The 22,527-nt window shown below is 55.0% G+C and carries 17 protein-coding genes; 2 read left to right on the forward strand and 15 right to left on the reverse strand.

What is annotated here, in order from left to right; all coding sequences use genetic code 11:
* Positions 1-10 precede the first annotated feature (10 nt).
* From FE839_RS07070 to FE839_RS07090, 5 genes are all read right to left on the reverse strand, one after another.
* Complete coding sequence (locus FE839_RS07070) at positions 11-748, reverse strand: amino acid ABC transporter ATP-binding protein (RefSeq protein ID WP_138360137.1); 738 nt, start codon at positions 746-748, stop codon at positions 11-13.
* Complete coding sequence (locus FE839_RS07075; RefSeq protein ID WP_138360138.1) at positions 745-1,389, reverse strand: amino acid ABC transporter permease; 645 nt, start codon at positions 1,387-1,389, stop codon at positions 745-747. The genes FE839_RS07070 and FE839_RS07075 overlap by 4 nt, the downstream gene beginning before the upstream one ends.
* Positions 1,386-2,123: an amino acid ABC transporter permease gene (locus FE839_RS07080; RefSeq protein ID WP_138360139.1), complete on the reverse strand. Its 738-nt coding sequence runs from the start codon at positions 2,121-2,123 to the stop codon at positions 1,386-1,388. The genes FE839_RS07075 and FE839_RS07080 overlap by 4 nt, the downstream gene beginning before the upstream one ends.
* A gap of 52 nt (positions 2,124-2,175) precedes the next feature.
* A complete protein-coding gene (locus tag FE839_RS07085; protein WP_138360140.1) occupies positions 2,176-3,012 on the reverse strand; it encodes an ABC transporter substrate-binding protein in 837 nt (278 codons plus the stop codon).
* 202 nt (positions 3,013-3,214) lie between these two features.
* A complete protein-coding gene (locus FE839_RS07090) occupies positions 3,215-3,607 on the reverse strand; it encodes a RidA family protein (protein WP_138360141.1) in 393 nt (130 codons plus the stop codon).
* A 402-nt stretch (positions 3,608-4,009) separates the two neighbouring features.
* On the opposite strand from FE839_RS07090, the gene FE839_RS07095 reads away from it, so the two are divergent.
* Positions 4,010-4,762: an IclR family transcriptional regulator gene (locus tag FE839_RS07095; RefSeq protein WP_138360213.1), complete on the forward strand. Its 753-nt coding sequence runs from the start codon at positions 4,010-4,012 to the stop codon at positions 4,760-4,762.
* 160 nt (positions 4,763-4,922) lie between these two features.
* Here the strand turns inward: FE839_RS07095 and cobD are convergent, their stop codons facing one another.
* Together cobD and amiC are read right to left on the reverse strand one after the other, a co-directional pair.
* Positions 4,923-6,011: a threonine-phosphate decarboxylase CobD gene (gene cobD / locus FE839_RS07100; RefSeq protein ID WP_138360142.1), complete on the reverse strand. Its 1,089-nt coding sequence runs from the start codon at positions 6,009-6,011 to the stop codon at positions 4,923-4,925.
* A gap of 17 nt (positions 6,012-6,028) precedes the next feature.
* Positions 6,029-7,282: an N-acetylmuramoyl-L-alanine amidase AmiC gene (amiC, locus tag FE839_RS07105; RefSeq protein ID WP_138360143.1), complete on the reverse strand. Its 1,254-nt coding sequence runs from the start codon at positions 7,280-7,282 to the stop codon at positions 6,029-6,031.
* 202 nt (positions 7,283-7,484) lie between these two features.
* Here amiC and argA point away from each other — a divergent pair, with 202 nt between their 5' ends.
* Complete coding sequence (argA, locus tag FE839_RS07110; RefSeq protein ID WP_138360144.1) at positions 7,485-8,816, forward strand: amino-acid N-acetyltransferase; 1,332 nt, start codon at positions 7,485-7,487, stop codon at positions 8,814-8,816.
* Between the two features lie 192 nt (positions 8,817-9,008).
* On the opposite strand, the gene recD is transcribed toward argA, so the two are convergent.
* From recD to FE839_RS07150, 8 genes are all read right to left on the reverse strand, one after another.
* Positions 9,009-10,844, reverse strand: coding sequence for an exodeoxyribonuclease V subunit alpha (gene recD, locus FE839_RS07115; protein WP_138360145.1), 1,836 nt, complete (start codon positions 10,842-10,844; stop codon positions 9,009-9,011).
* The gene (recB, locus tag FE839_RS07120; protein WP_138360146.1) at positions 10,841-14,386 is read right to left on the reverse strand and encodes an exodeoxyribonuclease V subunit beta; all 3,546 of its coding nucleotides are present in this window, start codon (positions 14,384-14,386) and stop codon (positions 10,841-10,843) included. Before recB ends, recD begins: the two co-directional genes overlap by 4 nt.
* Positions 14,383-17,268, reverse strand: a complete 2,886-nt coding sequence (ptrA, locus tag FE839_RS07125; RefSeq protein WP_138360147.1) for a pitrilysin — start codon at positions 17,266-17,268, stop codon at positions 14,383-14,385. The genes recB and ptrA overlap by 4 nt, the downstream gene beginning before the upstream one ends.
* Before the next feature lie 128 nt (positions 17,269-17,396).
* Positions 17,397-20,771: an exodeoxyribonuclease V subunit gamma gene (gene recC / locus FE839_RS07130; protein WP_138360148.1), complete on the reverse strand. Its 3,375-nt coding sequence runs from the start codon at positions 20,769-20,771 to the stop codon at positions 17,397-17,399.
* 12 nt (positions 20,772-20,783) lie between these two features.
* Positions 20,784-21,107 (reverse strand): prepilin-type N-terminal cleavage/methylation domain-containing protein, encoded by a 324-nt coding sequence (locus FE839_RS07135; protein ID WP_138360149.1) that lies wholly within the window; start codon positions 21,105-21,107, stop codon positions 20,784-20,786.
* Positions 21,092-21,499 carry a DUF2509 family protein gene (locus tag FE839_RS07140; RefSeq protein ID WP_138360150.1) on the reverse strand — a complete coding sequence of 136 codons (408 nt, stop codon included), beginning with the start codon at positions 21,497-21,499 and terminating at the stop codon, positions 21,092-21,094. Before FE839_RS07140 ends, FE839_RS07135 begins: the two co-directional genes overlap by 16 nt.
* Positions 21,496-22,059 (reverse strand): prepilin peptidase-dependent protein, encoded by a 564-nt coding sequence (locus FE839_RS07145; RefSeq protein WP_138360151.1) that lies wholly within the window; start codon positions 22,057-22,059, stop codon positions 21,496-21,498. The genes FE839_RS07140 and FE839_RS07145 overlap by 4 nt, the downstream gene beginning before the upstream one ends.
* Entirely contained in the window at positions 22,050-22,517 is a 468-nt protein-coding gene (locus tag FE839_RS07150; protein ID WP_138360152.1) for a prepilin peptidase-dependent protein, read from the reverse strand. The genes FE839_RS07145 and FE839_RS07150 overlap by 10 nt, the downstream gene beginning before the upstream one ends.
* Positions 22,518-22,527 lie beyond the last annotated feature (10 nt).

Below are 22,527 nucleotides of genomic sequence, written 5' to 3' on the forward strand. Positions count from 1 at the left end.
ATGCCTCCTGTCAGTGTTCAAGCACGCGTGATAAGAACTGTTGGGTGCGCGGATTCTGCGGATTGACAAAAATCTGCTCCGGAGAACCCTGCTCGGCTATCACGCCTTGATCCATAAACACCACTCGATCAGCGGTTTTACGCGCAAACCCCATCTCGTGGGTGACCACCACCATGGTCATGCCTTCACGCGCCAGGCTGCGCATCACCTCCATCACTTCGCCGACGAGTTCGGGATCGAGGGCGGAAGTCGCCTCATCAAAAAACATAATTTTCGGCTCCACAGCCAGCGCGCGAGCAATCGCCACGCGCTGCTGCTGACCACCGGAAAGCTGGGCCGGATAATGATGCGCGCGCTCAGCCAGCCCCACACGCTCCAGGGCCGCCAGGCCGCGTTTATTGGCTTCAGCCTCGGACAGTTTCTGCGCTTTAATCAGCGCCAGCGTCACGTTACCGAGCGCGGTTTTATGGGGAAAGAGATTGAACTGCTGAAACACCATGCCAACGTGGCCACAGATTTCACTGCTGCGTTTGCGGTCATGTAGCGGCACTTCATTAACCCAGATTTCCCCACCATCGGCGGTTTCCAGCCCACTCATAATGCGTAACACAGTACTTTTTCCGGAGCCGGATGCGCCAATCAGCACCAGGACTTCGCCGGGTGAAACATCGAGGCTGATCTCTTTCAGCACCTTGGTTGAGCCAAAGGATTTGGTAATCCGGCTCAGCGTAATGGCGGATTTTCTCATGATAACTGGCTCCTGGTTTGATAATGTTGAACACAACGGGAAATCGGAAAGCAGACAACGAAGTACAACAGGGCGACCAGACCGTAAATCACTACTGGCTGGCCGATGCGATCGACAATCGCCTGGCCCTGGTGCATCAATTCTGACATGCCAATCATGCTGACAATCGACGTATCTTTTATCAGCGAAAGATACTGACCTACCAGAGGAGGCAACACGATGCCGCGCGTCTGAGGCAAAATCACGCTAAGAAATGTCTGACGCTTCGACAGGCCGAGAATCCACGACACTTCCCATTGGCCTTTAGGTACGGCTTCAATACCCCCGCGAAATACTTCGGCGATATAAGCGCCCTGATAAATACTCAGGCCAAGGATACCTGCAGCGAACAGATTGATTTCATAACCGAAGTAAGCCACGCCGAAGTAGATAAACATTAGCGTGATCAGTACCGGCGTTCCACGAAACAATTCCGTATAGAGCACGGCGATCTGTCTGGCAACCGGCAAACGGCTCGTGCGTAACAGCGCCGCCAGTAAACCTAGCAATGTGCTGCCGATAATAGCGGCAATGGAGAGCAGTAAAGTGACGCCCAATCCTTTCAGCAGAATTGGCAGTGAGCTAATGATAAGTTCACTCATAGCACATTCTCCTGTTTTACTGGGTTAATCAGCCATTTTCTTGCCCATTGCCGGCCGGGCTTTTTTACCGGCATCACCAGCGGCGGATGGAACATCCGGCGTCCAGCCATGATGCCAAGCCAGGAGAACAGGTTACTCAGCACCAGATAGACCAGAGCAACAACGCTGAAGGTCTGGATGTACAGCAGGGTACGCGCATTGATCACCGTTGCGGTGCCGGTCAGCTCCGGCAACGCGATGGCTGAGAGCAGCGAAGTACCAAGCAGTAGCTGAATAAGATTATTAATAATGGCAGGCCACACTGCGCGCGCTGCCTGCGGCAGCACCACACTGAGAAAGATTTGTCGGCGCGGAATACCGAGGATATACGCAGCTTCCAGTTGGCCCTTCGCTACCGACTGAATTCCTGCGCGGAAGGTTTCCGACAGGTAGGCGCCCACGTTAATCCCCAGCGCCAGTACTCCTGCGGTAAAGGCGCTCATGGTAATACCCAGCGACGGCAGGCCAAAAAAGATGATGAAGATTTGCAGCAGCACCGGCGTGTTGCGGATGAACTCGACGTAGCAGTGACTGAGCCAGCGTAGCGGTGCCAACTGCGAGGATTTCGCCAGCGCGGATAGCAGGCCAAGTACCACTGCCAGTACAAATGCCAGCAGCGTGACTTGCAGAGTTAGCCACGCTGCGTCCAGAAAGGTGTCGGCGTAGCGCCACAAGGTTAGCCATTGATAACTCATAGTGTGACTCCTTAAATCGGCGCAGCATCAGCGGCTGCGCCGTGGCGAACAATCAGTATTGCGGATTCAGCGAGTAGCGCGGTTTACTGCCGAACCACTTCTCATACAGCCGGGCGTTCTCGCCGGAGGCGTTAATTTCAAAAAGGAATTCATTCAGATAGTTGATCCATACCTGGTCCCCCTGTTTCACACCGAAGGCGTTGTACTCCAGCGGTACCAGCGCTTCGTTGGTAACGGTTAGAGACGGATCGAGTTTCGCCTGATAGGCGAGGAAGTTGTTATCTTCGATCATGGCATCAGCCTGTCCCTGTTTCACCGCAAGGATTGCTGCCTGAGAGGAGTCGTACTCCTGAATTTTCACGTCTATGCCGAGGTTGCGCACTTCGTCGCCGTTGGTGGAACCTTTCACAGTGGCAATGGTTTTTCCGGCCATATCATGTGCGGACTGAATACTGCTGCTTTTGCGTACCAGCATCGCTTCACTTGCCACAACATAAGGGTTCGTGAAACCAATCTCTTTAGCGCGCTCCAGATTGCGGGTGAAGTTACAGAACACCACGTCGACTTTATTGGTTTGCAGGTTAGGGATGCGGTTGGCGCTGGTGGTGTTGACCATTTCCAGTTTGACGCCCATCTCTTTAGCCAGCGCTTTGGCCAAATCGACGTCATAACCATCCGGATTGCCGTCTTTATCGTAAAAACCAAACGGGGCAAAGCTCAGGCAGTCACCTACGCGCAGCGTGCCGCGCTGCAGCACGGTTTGCAGCGCAGACTGTGGTGCAGCACCAGCCTCTTTTTTCTCTTCGTTCGGCGTACAGCCCGCAACAGTAAGCAATACCAGCGCGCCCGCCAGTGCTTTGGCACTTAATTTCAGTGATGTTGCATTCATTTTTATGCTCTCTTTTAATGTTTAACGAGACGGCGTAATACCGTGTCATCCGTTAGTAAGTCAGACGTTCACCTGCGCAGCGGCAGCGTTGATTATTTCGGAATATTGCTAATGAAAAAGGAAAAGCATCAATTAATAACAGGCTGTCCTGGTATTGATGAGGAAAGAAATAGAAACGCGCAGCCTATTTTAACTGTCTTAATTATTTATGGTCGATGCGAAAACATTTCATATCCACTTCTACTTTGCAGTCAACCACTAAATTCTGTACGCTACAAATACGCGCTGGTGGATTATCACGGAATATCTCACTGAATACTTTATTAAATGAACTGAAATAACGCGCATCTGTTAATACCGCAGTCACATGCACTACATCCTCCACGCGATAACCTGCTTCCCGCATGATGGTGAGACAGTTGTCAAACGCCAGTTGCGTCTGTTCGATGATACCTCCTTCCACTACTTCTCCCTCGCGCATCGGTGTCTGGCCTGAGATATAGAGCCAGCCATCGGCCTCAACGGCCCGCGCGAACGGCAGTCTCTGGCCACCAGTGCCGGTGCCACCTTCAATGCCATAACGCTTAATCGTCATGTAACGCTGCTCCTTTTTGTTTTGAGAATACCCATTAGTACCGATCCACCACTGTCTGATATATCAGACTTAAATCTGAAGTATCAGATAGAGCAAGATTTGCACAGAATTTTTGACTTTGCAATATATCGCGAGGAATTTAATTTCTCGTGATGTTGTTACTTTCGAAAAATAAAAAGGAATGAAGAAAATTTCTGACTGGAAGTGCTACTGTTATCCTGATTTAAAAAATCAATTTGCACATAATGCACTAAAATGAGGCCCCAAAATGGAACGAGGAAATAAAAACTCTGGTAATGAAATTTTAATTAACAGGGATGGGTTAAGGACGACACTCGGTGTATGATCTTTTCTTTTTTACTGTCTGGCATGACCGCCCGACTGCATCAGGAGAATTTGCTTATGCCGAACGAGAAGTCATCGCGAGCACGCGGTGTTGACCGTGTTATCGACATTTTTCGCCAGTTGCATATCGCTCGTCAGCCCATGGCGATGCGCGACTTGATCGACGCCACTGGTGCGCCGCGTTCTAGCGTATATGAACTAGTCAACCTGCTTGATGAGGCCGGGTTGGTTGAACTGGATGCCGACGGCGCAGTGTTCTTTGGCCGAGAAATGCACTATTACGGTGCAGATTACATGGCGCATAACGACCTTATCCGCCGCTCACATCAGTTAATGGTTGAGATAGTAGCCCGTCATGGCGAGACAGTGCAACTATGTATGCTGGAAGGAAATAAGTACACCGTCGTGCTATCTGAAAGTAATGCCCACCCGTTCAAAATCACTTCTGATATCGGGGTACGGGTACCGATTACCTGGACGGCTACTGGTCGTCTGCTGCTCAGCAATTGGTCGGACAGCGCCATTCTCGATCTCATCCCCGAAGAGGATTACCGTCTGGCAAACGGGCAAGTCCTCAACAAGCAGGAATTCCTCGAAGATATTCATCGAGCAGGACAGCAAGGATATTGCCTGACCGAAGGATTGTCAGAGAGTTTTACCTGCTGTATGGCGGCGCCGATTCATTCTCGTAACGGGCAATCGATAGCCGCTATCTGCTTTATGGTGAGTCGAGATACGCCGGAGGAGCGCCGTCAGATGCTGCTGAAAGAGTTGATCGTTTCCGGGCATAAATTATCTGATTTCACCTGAACCCGTGTTCCATGAGATTGAACATACACTATGCACCTGAAATCTGGCTCTCTGAGTTACCCTTGAAGGGATGAGTCTGGAAATCAGAAATTATTGTACGGCAAGCCTGTTTTTTGAACAGGCTACGTATGAATAGCAGATAAAAACAGCCGCAGACGTTTTAATATACCTGCCAGGAAAATACCCTCCTTAAAGCCGCCAGCAGTTGCCCGTTTTCCCGCTCGCCACGGATCGCAACGCGGAAGTAGCGCCCGTCCAGCCCTGGATAGTTGGCGCAACTGCGGATCAGAATATGCTGTTGCAGCATGGCGTATTGCAGATCAAGATCAGGTACATCGCAGCGCAGAAACAGATAGTTAGCCCGGCCTGGGTAGACTGTCAGACCGGGAATGCCGCGCAACTGATGGTAAAAGTTCGTTCCCTCTTCAGCCAGCCACCGCCAGGTTTGCTGCTGATAGGCGCTGTCCTGCAGAATAATTTCCCCCGCCAGCGCGGCAAAGGCGTTTATCGACCACGGCATCTGACGCTCACGCATTCGCGCCACCGCCCGTTCATCGCTATTGACCAGGTATCCCAGACGCAGACCGGGAATAGCATAAAATTTGGTCAGCGAACGCAGAACCCATACGTGCGGATTCTGGCTAAGGTGCGGAATAAACCCTGGCTCATCGGGAATAAAGTCGATAAACGCTTCATCAAGAATCAGCACGATTCCCAGCGATTGACAGCGCTCGGCAATGAATTCAAGCAAACGGCGCTCGGGGAGTAATCCGGTAGGATTGTTCGGCGTACAGAGAAACAGGCAGTCCAGATCCGGCGTCAAAGCGTCAAGAATAGCCTCGGTTAGCTGCCAGCCATCCTCTTCACGCAGCAAAAACTCCCGCACTGCGCAGTCGATCGATTGCAGCGCCCGGCGATACTCGGCAAAGCCGGGGGTAATGATCATCGCCTGACGCGGCTTCAGCCCCTGAACGAGGGTGAAAATAGCTTCGGTTTCGCCATTTCCGGCGAGGATCCATGACGCGGATATCCGGTGATGTTCCGCCAGCGCGAGGTGCAACTGCTGATACTCAACGTCGGGATAACGTTCGGCGCAATCCATATTGTCGATGATGGCGCGCTTTAAACATTCCGGCATCCCCAGCGGATTAATATTGGCGCTAAAATCCAATAACTGTTGTGCAGATATCCCCAATAGCGCGGCGGCCTCGCGAATATTGCCGCCATGCGCGCTCTTCAGTAGAGCCATATCCCCTTCCTGTCGTATTACCCTCGCCGTGCCAGCGTGGCGCCGTCGGCGAAGTAGGCTTTAATCCCTGCCAGAATCGACTCGGCAACTTGCTGCTGGAATTTCGCCGTTTTCAATTTACGCTCTTCTTCGACGTTGCTGATAAACGCGGTTTCCACCAGAATTGAGGGTATATCCGGCGCTTTCAGCACCGCGAAGCCCGCCTGCTCAACCCGGTTCTTATGCAGATTATTAATATGGCCCATCTTTTCCAGCACTGCCTTACCAAACTTCAGGCTGTCGGCAATGGTCAGCGACTGCACCATATCAAACATGGTGTGATCGACGTAACGATCGCCGCTTTTACTTACGCCGCCAATCAGGTCCGAGGCGTTCTGAGTTTGCGCCAGATATTTGGCTGCGGCACTGGTGGCGCCTTTCGTCGACAGGGCAAAGACCGAAGATCCGCTGGGCTGACGACTGGTAAACGCATCGGCGTGAATAGAGACGAACAGGTCAGCGCGCTGCTTCTGCGCCTTAGCGACGCGAACCTTCAGCGGAATGAAGACATCCTCATTGCGGGTCATATAGACCTTCATATTGCCCTCTTTCTCGATCAGCGCGCGCAGCCGTCGGGCAATCTTTAGCACCACGTCTTTCTCGCGAGTACGATATTTCCCTATTGCGCCAGGATCTTCGCCGCCATGACCGGGGTCGAGCATAATAACAATTGGCCGATCGCGCCCGGCTTTACCCGGTTTCGGGCCGCTTTCCGCTGGTGGGATCTGACGTTGAAGATCGCCATTGTTGTAATCTTCAAGCAGCGCCAGCAGCGGATCCTGCACATTGGTGGCATTGGCGGGGTAGAGATCCATCACCAGACGCTCTTTAAACCCGGCAACCGGCGCAAGGGCGAACAGCTGTGGTTTCACATCCTGTTTTAACTCGAATACCATGCGCACGGTTTGCGGATCGAACTGCCCGACGCGGGCGGACTGAATATAAGGATCGTCGCGGCGAATCTGCCCTCCCATGTCTTTGAGCACTGAATTGAGATGAACCCCTTCCAGATCCACAACCAGACGCTCGGGATTACTGAGCGTAAACTGCCGATATTTCAGGATATGGCTGGACTCCACCGTGATGCGCGTGTAGGTCGATGATGGCCAGACGCGCACAGCCACCACCCGCGCTGTCGCAGCCAAACCAACCGGACTCACACTCATCAACCACATGGCGCCTGCCCCTTGTAAAAAACGGCGGCGGCTTAATCCTGACTTGTATCCCGACATGCCACTCCCAAGCAACAAAAACAAACAGATTGACCGGAAACTTTAACGAAAGGCGTATAACCTGTCATCTATAAAAGGGTAAACAATCTTTGACAACCGGGTTCTGTTTTCTCCGATTCAGCAATAAATTGGGGCTTGCGTTTGCCAATAAAACGGAATAAAAATACAGTAATTACGAATAATCATGCATTGAGGTTGTGTAATGGTGAAGGAACGTCGCACCGAACTGGTAGAGGGATTCCGCCATTCTGTTCCCTATATTAACGCCCATCGGGGTAAAACGTTTGTCATCATGCTGGGCGGAGAAGCCATTGAGCATGACAATTTCTCCAGTATAGTCAATGACATTGGCCTGCTTCACAGTCTGGGAATTCGCCTGGTGGTGGTGTATGGCGCACGCCCGCAAATTGATGCCAACCTGGCGGAGCATCACCACGAGCCGGTTTACCACAAACAAACCCGAGTGACTGATACCAAAACTCTCGAACTGGTTAAGCAGGCCGCAGGTATGCTGCAACTGGAAATTACCGCCCGCCTGTCAATGAGCCTCAACAACACGCCGTTGCAGGGGGCCCACATCAACGTGGTCAGCGGCAACTTCCTGATCGCGCAACCGTTAGGCGTCGATGACGGCGTGGATTACTGCCACAGCGGGCGCATTCGGCGTATTGATGAAGAAGCCATTCACCGCCAGCTTGATAACGGCGCGATTGTCCTGATGGGCCCGGTTGCGGTTTCTGTTACCGGCGAAAGTTTTAACCTGACCTCTGAAGAGATTGCCACCCAACTGGCGATTAAGCTGAAAGCCGAAAAAATGATCGGTTTTTGTTCTTCTCAGGGGGTCTACGACCAGAATGGCGATATCGTCTCCGAACTGTTCCCCAACGAAGCTCAGGCGCGAGTGGAGGAAATGGAAGCAAACGCAGACTATAGCTCCGGTACGGTTCGTTTCCTGCGCGGTGCGGTGAAAGCCTGCCGCAGCGGCGTACGTCGTTGCCATCTGATTAGCTACCAGGAAAACGGCTCGCTGTTGCAGGAGCTGTTCTCTCGTGACGGTATCGGCACCCAGATAGTGATGGAGAGCGCCGAGCAGATCCGCCGCGCGACGATTAACGATATCGGCGGGATCCTTGAGTTGATTAGCCCGCTTGAACAGCAGGGTATCCTGGTGCGTCGCTCGCGCGAACAGCTGGAGATGGAAATCGACAAATTCACCATTATTCAGCGCGATAACACCACCATCGCCTGCGCTGCGCTGTACCCGTTCCCGGAAGAGAAGATTGGCGAGATGGCCTGTGTGGCGGTGCATCCGGATTATCGTAGTTCATCGCGCGGTGAAGTGTTGCTTGAGCGTATTGCCGCCCAGGCGAAACAAATGGGCCTGAGCAAGCTGTTTGTGCTAACGACCCGCAGCATCCACTGGTTCCAGGAGCGTGGCTTTACCCCGGTGGACGTCGAGTTGCTGCCGGAGAGCAAAAAAAAGATGTACAACTACCAACGCCGTTCTAAAGTGCTGATGGCTGATCTGACCTGATTCTCCTCCTGCGTCCCGTCATAACGGCGTATGCACGGTAAACGCCGCTCCCCGGAAACGCCTGTGTGACCGGGGATAATTGCGGTAATTTTTTATCATCTGAAAATGATGGTGACACTGATTTTGCCCTGCCGATGGTCTCGTGTGCCATGCCCTGAAAGACATACAACGGATCCGCCAGCGTGTATACATTTACTTCCCGGCGAAAATATCCGCCAGACCGCTGCGCCGTTCAGTACGCGCGACGATTGCCTGGGTAAGCACCTGCTCATCGGCATATATCGACAACCGCTGTTTCGCGCGGGTAATGGCGGTATAAACCAGTTCACGGGTCACCAGCGGCACGCTACGGGAAGGTAGAATCAGCGCCGCATGATCGAACTCTGACCCTTGCGATTTATGCACCGTCATCGCCCAGGCGGTATCGTGTTCCGGCAGGCGGCCAGGATGGACCGACTTAATGCGGCCATCAGGCATCGGGAACCAGACTCGCAGACCATCGCCTCTTTCCAGGGCGATACCAATATCCCCGTTAAACAGCCCCAGCGCGCTGTCGTTACGGGAGATCATCACCGGACGTCCTTCATACCAGCGGGAATGTCGCGGCAGAGCGATGGCCCGCTGACGGTTGAGCATCTGCTCCAGCTGTTCATTCACCCCGCTAACGCCATAGGGGCCATCGCGCAGAGCGCACAGCAACTGGAATTCAGTAAATGCGGCAATCACCTCTTCTGGCCCGGCCCGCTCGCGTAGCCGTTGCAGGAAGCGACTATAGCCCGCCTGCGCCTGAATAAGCATGGATTCATACTCTTCCGTGGTGCTAAGTGGGTACAAAGCAATATCATCAAATGGCTGGCGCAGGATTGCTCTGACTGCGCCCCGCTCGCCGCGGTTAACCGCGTAAGCCAGTTGCCCGATGCCGGAATGACGACCAAAACGGTAGCTTTTTTGCAGCAGACACAGGCTGTCGCGCAACGCTCCAGCCACCTCGCCTTCGCCCGCAGGGACCGGCTGACCGGTTAAGCGGGCAAGCTGCGCCGCCCGCTCCGGTGTATATCCCACATTGACCCACGCGCAAATATCACCCAGTACCGCCCCGGCCTCTACCGAAGCCAGCTGATCGCGGTCGCCGAGAAAAATAACCCGGCCGTGTTCAGGTAGCGCATCGATCAGACGCGACATCATCGGCAGGTCAATCATTGAGGCTTCATCCACCACCAGTACATCGAGATGCAGTGGATTTCCGGCGTGATAGCGCAGCCGCTGGCTCCCCGGCTGAGCGCCCAGTAAACGATGCAAGGTACTGGCTTCGGTTGGCACCAGCGCCTTTTGTTCTTCCGTTAACGGAAGACGGCGTAGCGCCGCGCCCAGGGATTCGGTCAGGCGCGCGGCGGCTTTACCGGTTGGCGCCGCCAGACAGATACGGCAACGCGGACGCGTGTTCGTCTGAATCAGCGCCGCCAGTAGTCTGGCGACAGTAGTCGTTTTACCGGTGCCCGGGCCGCCGGAAATCACCGAAATGCGTCGGGTCAGAGCAACCGCCGCAGCCACTTTTTGCCAGTCAACATCATCAGACGGGGGAAACAGCGCATTGAGCGTTGAAGCCAGCAGGCTTTCATCTATATCCAGCACCTGATTAGTCTGGTTAAAAAAGTGTGCAACGGTTAATTCATTACGCCACATCCGGTTGAGGTAGAGCCGCTCCCCGCAGAGGATCATCGGCGTCGCGCGCTCGCCACGGCTGATAGCCGAAGAATCAAGCAGTTGTGCTGACCAGTCGTCTGGATCACCCGTCAGCTCGCGGATTTTCTCGCCCAGGTTCACCGTTTTCGCATGCAGCAGCTCATCGTCTTTGAGACACGAAACAGGCAGGCAGACGTGCCCTTCTCCGGCGTCGCGGCTCAGAATCGCGGCCGCCAGTTTCACCGTCGGATGCGCATCTTGCGCCACCATCAACGCAAACTGGACATCCAGCGGGCGCAGCAGGCGCTGCTCAACCGCTTCCAGCAATAGTTCATCCATGGTCATAACGCGACCTCCTGCATTTCCCCGGCAAACAGCGCATCAAGGCCAGCAATTAGCGGTAGCGCCGGACGAGTGGTAAAAATCCCCTGCCCGTCATCCTGCCCGTCCATGCCGCGTAAAAAGAGATAAATCACACCGCCGAAATGGCGTTCATAGTCGTAATTCGCGACCCGGTGACGCAAATAGCGGTGCAGCGCCAGGCTGTAAAGCTGATACTGCAAGTCGTAACGATGCGAACGCATTGCCTGCATCATCGCTTGCCGGGTATAAGCCTCGCGATCCTCTCCCAGCCAGTTGGATTTGTAATCCAGCAGGTAATAACGGCCATTATGGCGGAACACCAGGTCGATAAAGCCTTTCAGCATGCCGCGCACCTGGCGGAAATCAAGAATCGGCGTATCGACGGAGAGCGGATCGTACTGACGAATCAGCGCATCCAGACGCAGCGGATCGAGCGGCTGTTCAATCGGCAGATAAAATGCCATCTCCACCTGTCTATCTCCTGCGCTAAGCTGGTTCAGGGCGATCTCCGCGCCCGGTAAACGGGTACGCAGCACGCCATCCAGCCACGTAGTCAGCACCGGCGTCCACTTTTCATCGAACCCGCTAAGCTGCAGTTTTTCCGCCACCCAGTCGGCAGGTATCGGCCGGGTAAAATCGAGATCTTCGAACAGACCGTGCAAAAAGGTCCCCGGCGACGCGCCGCGCGGGAACTGGTGTGGCGTGAGCTGCGAATCTTCCCCCACTTCGCCGATGCCCGCGGCGTCGACATCAAGCCGCGGCAGAAGGTCCAGCGCCGCGCTGTGCCCGTTCTGCTGCAAACCAGAGTAGCTGGTAACTCGCCAGTCGTCAGCTATCGTACGCGCAAGCCTACGCGCAGAGAGCGGCGGCAATGGCGTCTGCGGAGCCTGCCAGGGCGTTTGCGCCGCCAGCGTGGGGATCTGCAGGGCGATATCTTCGCAACAAAATGCCTGCAAACGCGCCATCAGCCCTGCGGCATCCAGTGCTTCCCCCCTCTGTATCAGGCGACCGAGCGCGCTGTGGTGAAAGTCACTGACGCCGGGTTTGTCGCTACGCCGGGTGCTCAGCGGCGCGACGCCAAGGCTGCAGTGCCAGACTGAGCGGGTGAGCGCCACATACAGCAGGCGCAAATCTTCGGCCAGACGCTCGGCTTCCGCCAGCGCCATGCTGCCGTCATCCTCTCCCAGATCAAGAACGGCGGCAAAGGAATCTCTGTCATGATAAAAGGCCTGATCCTGTTTGCGAAAACGCGCAATAAACGGCAACCAGACCAGCGGATATTCCAGCCCTTTCGATTTATGAATGGTGACAATCTGCACCAGGTGTTTGTCGCTTTCCAGGCGCATCTGCTGGCTGGAAGCATTGCTATCCGGCTCAGCGATATGCTGCGTCAGCCAGCGTACCAGCGCATGTTCACTCTCCAGTTGACTGGCTGCCTCCTGAAGTAGCTCGCTAATATGCAGGATATCGGTCAACCGCCGCTCGCCGCCGCGGGTCGCCAGCAAATTTTCCGCGATATTTCGCGCTGTCATCAGCGCGCGCAGCATCGGCATGATCCCACGCTGCCGCCAGATTTGCCGGTAACCGCTAAACTCCTCGACCAGCTCATCCCAGGCCCGCTCATTTTGATTGAGCTTGTCAATATCGAACGCGTTAAGGCCGAACATTGACGTCGCCAGCGCACTGCGCAAGGTTTCTTCACGATCGGGAGCCAGCACCGCCTGCAGCAACCATAACAGTTCCCGTGCTTCCGGTGTTTCAAATACGCTATCCCGGTTGGAGAGATACACGGACGGAATCGACAACAGCTGGAGGGCATCACGGATCAACGATGCCTCCTGACGGTTACGCACCAGCACCGTGATGTCCGAAGCCTGCACCGGTGTCGCGCGCTCCCCACGCCATAACAGCGCCTTTCCCTGCTGCCCGGCGCTGAGCCAGTCGCGAATTTGCGTCGCGCAAAGCTGAGCCATAAACGCCTGATAATCTCCCGCGCCAACGGCTTCGCCCGGCATCAGCCAGATATTCATCGCCGGCACCGCGGCATCATCGACGGTAAAGCGCAGCCCCTGGTTTTTCTCTGCTGATTTCACCGGCAGGAACGGTATCTCGCGGAACATAAAAGGGTTATCGCTGAGGCTGAACAGACGATTAACGCTCTCAACCATTCCCGGCGCAGAGCGCCAGTTAGTATCCAGCGTATAGTGGGCGCTCACGTCGCTGCGCGCCCTCATATAGGTGAAGATGTCCGCGCCACGGAAAGCGTAAATGGCCTGCTTGGGATCGCCAATCAGCAGCAGCGCGGTATCCGCCTGTCGCCGCCAGATACGACGGAAAATACGATATTGCTGTGGATCGGTATCCTGGAATTCATCGATCATCGCCACCGGGAAACGCTGACGAATCGCGCAGGCCAGCGCGTCTCCGCTATCCCCGCGCAAGGCCTCGTCCAGGCGGCTGAGCATATCGTCAAAACCAAGCTCACCGCGGCGACGTTTTTCCCGCGCCACCGCCTGACGGATTTCGACCATCGCCCTGGCAATAACCAGGTCAGTCAAGGTTAACGCTGACGACAGTAGCGCCTCTACCGCGCTAAACAACGGGTGTACAGGCGGTAAACCGTCCGCTTTAGTGCGTTCAAGCAAGAAGGCCTGGGAGAACTTTTCCAGCGCCTCCGGTAGCTGGTAGTTCAGGGTCTCTTCCTGCGCCCAGGCATCCACTTTCTCCAGCCATTTACCCTGATTTCCACGATTAAACTTGCGTCGGTCCAGACCGGAGTTTTCCAGCACCTCCGCTATCTCCCCCGCCTGCTCCCGCCACTGTTGCTTAAGGGCGTTAATGCGCCCGATAATTTGCTGGTGACGTTCGGCCAGCGTTTCTTCATCTGCCGGCGGAGATTTAAGCTGCGGCGCTTCCCCCTGCAACCAGCGATCGATTGACTTCAAAAGATCACGCGGACCTTTCCACGTCGCATCGATAACCGCAGCGATATCGCGCGGTAGCGGATAACAGTGCCGACGCCAGAAATCGGCGCAGGCCTGATAGCGCAGGCGTGATTCATCTTCAATCAGTTGCTGTTCAAACAGCATACCGGATTCAAAAGCGTTAAGGCTCAGCATCCGCTGACAGAAGCCGTGAATGGTGAACACCGCGGCTTCATCCATCTGGCGTTCCGCCAGCAGCAGCGTTTGCGCCGCCTGGTCTTTATCGGTGATTTCCGCCAGCAGTCCGGCGTAGAGAGGGTTGTCGGTGCTGTCACGCAGACACGCGATACGCAGCTCGTGGATATTGCTGCGAATACGCCCGCGCAACTCTTCAGTCGCCGCTTCGGTGAAGGTCACCACCAGCAGTTCTTCAACACTGACCTGCCGGGGGAAAGCGGATTCGCCCCCCAGCCCCAGCAGCAGCCGCAGATAGAGCGCGGCGATAGTAAAGGTTTTGCCGGTGCCCGCAGAGGCTTCAATCAGGCGCTCGCCTGTCAGGGGCAAGCGCAGTGGGTCAAGAGACTCGGCGGTGTCGGTCATTCATCTTCTCGCATCAGGGGTAGAGATTTCTGCAATGCGCTGACTTTTTCCCAGATTTTGCCACCCTGCGGATGAGCGTATTCCACTTTGCCATTCTGGCTGCCGGAAACCTGAGAGAGTATCGCCATGCCTTGCGGATCCACCACCGTCTGATGGAAAAAGTCGGCAAGTTTTTGCGGCGTCAGCAGTTTAATCTGAGCCACTACTTTATCACGTGAATCGAAACGCATATTACCGCGATCGAAATCTTTGCTCAGCTTTGACGCTTCTTCGCTCAGCGTTTGCGGCGCTTGCTGAATCTGGCTGATAACCGCCTGCTGAATTTGCGCAAATGCTTGCGGCGTCATCGCCCGTAATCGGGCTTCCGCCGTCGGGAAGAACGCCCTGAAACGTTGCCAGAGGAAAGCTGGCTGTTTATTGCTGCTCTGCAGTAAGAAGCCCATACCCCACTGGCGGCCCACGTTCATCGGGAAGGCGAAGACCGCATAGCCCAGTTGTTCTTCGGTGCGCAACTGGTTATAGAACCACGGTTGCACGATTTGCCCGAGAAGAGAACTGGCGGCAGAGCTGGTGTATTCGTCAACGTCAGGCGGTGCAAAAACGGCGGCCAGCGCGGAATCAGTGCTGTTGCCAGTTTTTTCCAAAATCGCCAGTTGTTTACGGTCTACCCGCACATTTTTGTTACGGCACCACTCGTTGCCGTCGGCCCCCAGTTGCTTTTGAATCTGCCGCGCCATGGCGATGGATTGATCCGCCGTGAGATTGCCAATCACCAAAAATTCAGGGCGACCTTTCGTTTTGAGATTCTCGCGGTATTCCAGCACCTCTTGCAGCGTAATTGACGGCAGTAGCGCCCGGCGCTCTTCACGCTGAAAGTAAGGCACCTGAGAAACCATCTGGATCGGGACTATCGCCTGATCGTAGGCTTTGCCTTTATCCGCCGAATCCATCATCTGGGCATACCAGGACTTCGCCTGCTTCAACTGTTCTTCTGTTGGCGTATAGCTGAAGTAACCATCGAGCAACGCGCTAAACAACTGCGGAAGATGCTGCGTATAGCCATTGGCGTTGACCATCAATCCATTATTGGCGCCGGTAGAAAAGGTGATTCCCCCGACAGCCGCCTGATTACTGAGCTGATCAAGCGCAATACCCGCCAGATAATCATTGAGGGCGAACATGACCTGCCGACGAGCGCTGTCCATCGCCTGCGGATTGCGCAGAACCAGCGAGATATCCGCTTTCGGTTCACTGGCGAAAAACTGGCTCGGCGCATAAACCACGCGTAGGGTCGGTTCATTGACGATCAACTGCGGATGCGGCCAGGCTTTGTCACTTTTAATTAAGGAGAAATCGTCAGGAATGTAGGGGTTCAGTTGCGGTAGCTTGAGATCGATGGCGCTGGATTTCAACTGCCAGTCGGCAAAAGTCTGATCGCTGATTTTATCCACCTGATAGGGCGCATCGACGAAATAAGCCATCTTGTTATGCGGTTCTTTCGGGCTGATATACCAGATACGGGCGTTTTGCGGCGTCATCATCGCCAGCCGATCGTTAATCGCCTGCGGATCGTAGCGATCGGCAATATTTACCACATCCAGAGCATGTTCGACCGGCACGCGGATCATGGTATCCGCCAGCCATTCGACGTAATCCATATCGCGGTTAATGGACGGGTAGCGAAAATCAAGCGCCAGCACATGGGCCAGTTCGTCAAAATAACGTTTATCGATCCCCTGGCTACGCAACAGGTTAAGGTAGCTAAAGATAGCTGCCGTGACTTCATCACGATGCGACAGGCCTTTGTCCGTCAGGGTCGCGGAGATGGCCAGCACCCCGCTATTACCGTTGACGACCGGATCGGAATCCGCCCGGATGCCTTCAACCAGCCCCTGCCTTTGTAACCAGTCTGAAAGCGTGCCGGGGCTGCGATTACCGATCATATAGGTGATCAGCTCGTCAGTTTTGCTGCGAAACTGATCGCTATTGTTATCAATGCGAAATTCCACACGCAGCACTTTACGCGGCAGCGCCGGAACATAGTGAATAATGATGCCCTTTTGCGCATCAGTCACCACCGGCACGGTAATTTTCGGTTTGCTGATAGCGTGATTCGGTACGCGACCATAGGTGGCAGCCGCGATGCCCGCCAGTTCCGGCAAAGGCTTATTGCTGTAGATCACCGCTTTCATCAGGTTGGCGGAATACCATTTGTCGCGGAAAGCGTGAAGCGCATCAAGCACCGGTTTGCCAGGTTTGTCGCTTAGCGTCTGAAGGTTACCACCAGAAAAATGCGAACCAGGGTGCGCCGGATTGATGGTTTCCGCGCTAATCTGCGCCATTCGCATCCCGTCCCGGGTTCGCGCCATGGTCAGTTCAGCATTAACCGCATTACGCTCGCGTTCGACATATTTTTTATCCAGCAGCGGCGCGGCAATGGCGTCAGCCAGACGATCGACGGCACCGTCCAGAGCATCGTTTTCCACTTCAAGATAGAACGCAGTGCGATACGGCGCGGTACTGGCGTTGTGGCTGCCGCCGTGCATTTTGAGAAATTCGGCGAGGCTATCGGGCCGGGGATACTTTTTCGAGCCCATTAACGTCATATGCTCAAGAAAGTGGGCCAGCCCCTGATGTTCAATGGGGTCCTGCAGAGAACCGACAGGAACAACCAACGCCGACAGCGATTTCACCGCCTGCGGATCGGAGACCAGCAGCACCACCATGTCATTATCCAGGCGAATCGCTTGATATTGACGGGGATCATTTTCACTTTTACGGATAGTTTCCTGAATAGGTTGCCATCCGATGTCTGCCTGACTTAACGGCGCCCAAAGGGCGACCAGTATGACAATAACCTTAAACCATACACTGCGGGGCATTCACGAACCTCATTATTAACAAACCTGGCGCTGCACCATATGCAGCCTTATCAAACATCAGTCCGTGATTTGTTGCGCATCATAAATGAACCACCATTCTTTTGCGCAATTTTTATACTACTGCCATGTTATGCGGACTGATGAAAACGAAATATCGGCAGTAAATAGCGCTGCGTTTGCGCGATGATCTCTTCATAGTATGCTGGTTCCAGCGTTCGCCACAGGCGTTGATACCAGACATCTGCACCTTCACCGCGGACCACCATATTCCCGTCATAAGCCTGAAGAAATTTACTACGCGCTTTTTGTTGCGTCTCTTCATCCATTAACATGATATTCTTCTCAGCGTCATAACAGACTTTTAGCCACGCGCCGCCGCTTTCCGGCAGCAGCAGCAGTGGTTCAGACATGCCTTGCAGATAACCATCAACCAGATCATTCAGATATTCCTGAGCCTGCTCCTGCGCCAGCGGGGGGAAACGCCACCCCCCTTCTTTGCGCACAAACAGCCGGCTTTCTCCCGTTCCTCCGCTGGCACAATAGACAAGATGCTCCAGCCAAAGTTGCATCCCTTGCGCCATGCTTAACAGCGATGGTCGCCAGCGCAACAAACCGTCAGATTGTACCTGCTGTAGCCACCCGGTAATGTTGACGCCGTTACATTGCAGATCAATTTCCATACTTTGCCCGGGCAGCCGACTGGCGATCACCCGCTCAGCCAGGTTTTGCATCTCCTGCCGTTGAGCCTCCCAGGCCAGCTCGCCAAAAGCGCCATAGGGCAACTCCCCGGCCGCGCGGAAACGACGATACATTGCCGAAGCATCCTGCTGCTCAATAAGCGTATTGAGCAACTGCTGGTTCAACTGATAACGACTCAAACCTTCGAGAGTGAAGGGCTCATCGTCGGGGATCTCGCTCTCCTCCGGGCGAAAATTAACCCGTAACCGCTGCTGAAAGAAGGCGCGGACAGGGTGCTGCCAGAAACGCAGCAACTGCCCGAAAGGCAGGTGGTCTATTTCCAGCGCGGGCAGCGGCTGGATAAAATCGCTGTGGGCCGCCCCCTGTTGGCTGGCGGCTGGCAGCCATTCCCGGGCATAGCTTTGTTCTTCATTCGCAAGAAAATTATCCGCATCGAAAGGCATACGCGTATGCAGATGAGTAATATGTTCTTTAACACGACGTTCGCTGGCATCGCAATCCAGAGCTTCATCGCCAGCCAGGCAGTGGCTCTGACCAATATAATCAGCCAGCTCCTGGACCAGTACGGAGGGATAGCGCTCGCTGTTATCCTGAATTGAACGACCAATATAGCTGATATACAGCTTTTGCCCGGCGGACATCAGCGCTTCAAGAAACAGATAACGGTCGTCATCACGACGACTACGATCCCCGCGTTGCGGCTTCTGGCTCATTAAATCAAACCCTAACGGCGGCAGGGTACGCGGATAAACACCATCATTCATACCCAACAAGCAAACCACCTTGAAAGGAATCGAGCGCATTGGCATCAGAGTACAAATATTCACCGGCCCGGCGAGAAATCGCTGGCTGATTCGCTGCATATCGAGCCGTTGAGCCAGCTCATCGCGGAGTAAAGACAGCGGCACCGCTTCAGCATATTGCGCCTCTACCCCGCCATTAATCACGGCCTGCCACTGCTGCTCAATCAACGCCAGGGCAGCTTCCGTCTCGCTATCCGGAAGGAAAAAGTCGTTCAGCAGATCGCGACATACCGGTAGCCACTCGGCTAACGGGCGATCTTCCGCCAGGCCGCGGCGCCAGAGATTAAGCTGCATCAGCAATGATGCGAGATGACCAACCAGCTCGGCGATAAGCCCGCTCGATTCGTCATAAGGTAGCACCGAGCGCCACTCCCCCTCACTGCTGTCCATCGCGTAGCCTAATAACATACGCGTCAGGCCAAATCGCCAGGTGTGCTGACCGGTCGCCGGGAGATCCAGTTCACGCACGTTGTCGTCATCCATCCCCCAGCGGACACCGGATTCGTTTACCCACTGGCGCAGGTAGCGCAACCCCTCTTCGTTAATGTTAAATCGCGCGGCCAGCACCGGAACATCCAGTAGCGCCAGCACATCTTCGCTGGCAAAGCGACTCTCCGGCAGAGAAAGGAGAGTGATAAATGCCTGTAGCGCCGGATGCGACTCACGGGCGCGACGGTCAGAGATGGCCCACGGTAGCCAGCGTTCACCGCTCGCACTCCCAAAGACGGCCTGAATATACGGGCTATAGCTATCAATATCCGCCACCATAACGATAATATCGCGCGGCGTCAGTTCAGGATCCTCTTCCAGCATGGCCAGCAGCCGGTCGTGCAGCACTTCCACCTCGCGCTGCGGGCTGTGACAGACGTGGATCGTCAGGCTGCGATCGTCCGCCGCTAAAACCCGCTTGCCGCCGCTGTTGGCGAACTCCTCCGCGCTGCGTCCGGTCACCGCCGCATTGCGCAAGTCGAGAATATCCGCCTGAAGATTGTGCAGCAAATTATCCGGCACGATATCGACGAAAGCATCCAGCTCGTCATAGCGTTCCAGACCCGCCAGCAGATAGATATAGTCGCGCCCCAGCTTGCCCCATGAGGCCAGCAATGGGTTGCCGACATCTTGCTCCCCGGCATCGTTGAACAGTCCTGGCGCCAGCGCCGTATCACGAAACAGCGGCAGCTCTCGCGATGTTTCGCGATGGTGACGGCGCTGGCGAGACATCAGCCTTGCCAGAAATGCGGGATCTTTAATATCCCCCCAGTAGTAGCGGCAAGGGTTAGTGAAGAGCACGTAAACATCCACATGCTTTCCCAGCGCCTGTAGCGCCTGCAGATACACCGGCGGCAGCGCCGAGATGCCGCATATAAATACCCGGGACGGGAGCCCGGAAGGCGGTTCCTTCGCGGCTTCAAGCGCGCTGATAAAGCGTTGATACAAATTGGCGCGATGCCACAGCGGCTGCCCCAAATCAGCCGTATATTCTACTAACGCCTTCCACAGCGGGGCTTGCCATGCCTGCGCCTCGCCCAGCCCGTCTACGCGCTGGCCGTCCTCCCAGCGCATCAGCCACTCGGGGCGATAAACCAGGTACTGGTCATAGAGATCCGCCACTCTTGCCGCCAACTGGAAAAGTTTGCGCTTGTCGTTATCATCGCTCAGATAGTGACATAGCGGCATAAAAGCATCGTCATTTAGCCGCTGTGGTAACAGGGTCATGAGCTTCCAGCTCATGCTTTGCTTGCTGAACGCGCTTTCGCCAGGGATATCTTTCAGTACATGAACGAACATGTCCCAAATGAAACTGGCGGGTAACGGGAATTCGATATTGGCTGCGATGCCGAATCGTCTGGCTAACGACATCTGTAGCCATTGCGCCATCCCGCTACTCTGGACCAGAACCATTTCCGGCATGAAAGGGTCATCCAGCGGCTGACGCTCGACGATAAACTCCATCAATGCTTCCAGCACATCCAGACGGTTTGAATGGTACACCCTTAACATATTCGCTCCTGCCTACTGACTGACCGGGCAATGTAGCCTGGTCATCTGGGCCCGCCTGACGGCGGGCATGGTGATCGTTACCGTGATGCTGACACATCTTTGCGCCGATGTCTGCATGCGGGATATCTGGCGATTATCCGGCACTGCTGGCGGATTAAGCTGACTGAATCGCCACGCATCGCGCCACAGTTGACGGTACTGATTGATCTGCATAAAGCCATTGGCCAGCGCACGCTGATAACCTGCCAGGGCGGTGACGGTCATGACCATCAGCATTAAAGCCAGTAGCGTTTCTGGCAGGCTAAAACCGTCCTGCTTCTTCAGGGCATCTGGCATAAGCTCGCCTCCTTTAACGGGCAAAAATCGCTCCAGCCGTGGGGAGAAAATCGGACACGGTTTTGTTCCACCGTGCCGGTTTGCCACAGCAGCATGGTACCGCTGCCGCCAATCAGCAATACCGATGCATCGCTGAAGATTCGCAGGCAGGCACGCCAGCCGAGCGTGACATCCTGCTGACAGCTCACCGCTTCCTGTCGCGGCCAGGAAAGGCCTTTTCCCCACTGTAGCGCAGATTGCACGCTGGCTGTATCGCGCAGGGCCTGCATTTCGTTGGCTGCTTGCGCCAACAGAGAACGCTGCTGTTGGTTCAGCCCCTGAAGCAACAAACTGCCGAGCGCGAACAGCAGAAGCACCATCAACAAGGAAGAGAAACCACGCTGACGATTCACAGGTTATATCCTGTTACGCTGTATTCAGCACGGGCGTGGATTTGCCGACCGAAAACGGATTGTGCCGCCAGCGTTATCGATAATTCCGGGGGGAATCCCGCTCTGTCGTAGCGGGAAATGTGAAACGTGGTGATTTTAATCGCCGCCGGATTAGTCATTTTCTCCCAGCCTTTACCATTACAGCTGTCCGCCCCACGCTGGGTTTCCAGCGCACCATCACGTAACCGGAACCCGGTCATATCTGATTCTGACAGTGGAGCCGTATTCCAGACGCCATCGCTGTTGCCATCCCAGCGGACAAGCAGACAATCACCACTTGCGGCAATATGCAGCGCCTCTCCGCGACAGCGGCCGTTGCAATAACCGGCGCGTTGCAAATGCTTCGCCACGGTGTAAATACGCTGCCAGAGTTCATTTTCCAACGACTGTTGCCGGGTCAGGAGAAGCGTTGCCGACTGTAAGGCCGGGAGAAAGCGCGCGCCGCCTGACAATAGCACCGAGCTGATAGCCATCACGATCAGTGTTTCTGGTAGCGAAAAACCACGGCGTATTACAGACATGATACCGTCTCCTCACCACGGCAGAGACGGATTCGCCCCCAGTTAGAGACAATAATGTTCCAGCCACCAGCCGCGCTTTCCAGCCGGATATGTCCGGCCCAGGCGGTATTCCGCAGGCCGTAAAAACCCAGCCCAGGCGTCATGACGCGGAGCGAAACTTCCGGCCACAGCGGGTATAGCGTGAAAACATCCTTTTCACGACAGTCGGCCGTGGAACCAGTGGCGCTCAGGCACCAGCCCTCCCCGCTCCGACCAACGTTTAACAGCCGGTTACGATTATGCCAGTTGGCATCATCACGCAGCAGCAGCAGAAAGTCGCGAACCTGACAGGCTGTTTGCCACAGGCGCTGCTGCCGTTGCCAGCTGTGCCAGCCATATACCCCACTGGCGCAAAGAATAACGACCAGTATCAGTGCGACCAGGGTTTCCGTCAGGGTATAGCCATGTTCTCTGTTCATGAGCTGAGTA

Origin of the sequence: Klebsiella indica, assembly GCF_005860775.1 — a bacterium.
GTDB lineage: Bacteria > Pseudomonadota > Gammaproteobacteria > Enterobacterales > Enterobacteriaceae > Klebsiella > Klebsiella indica.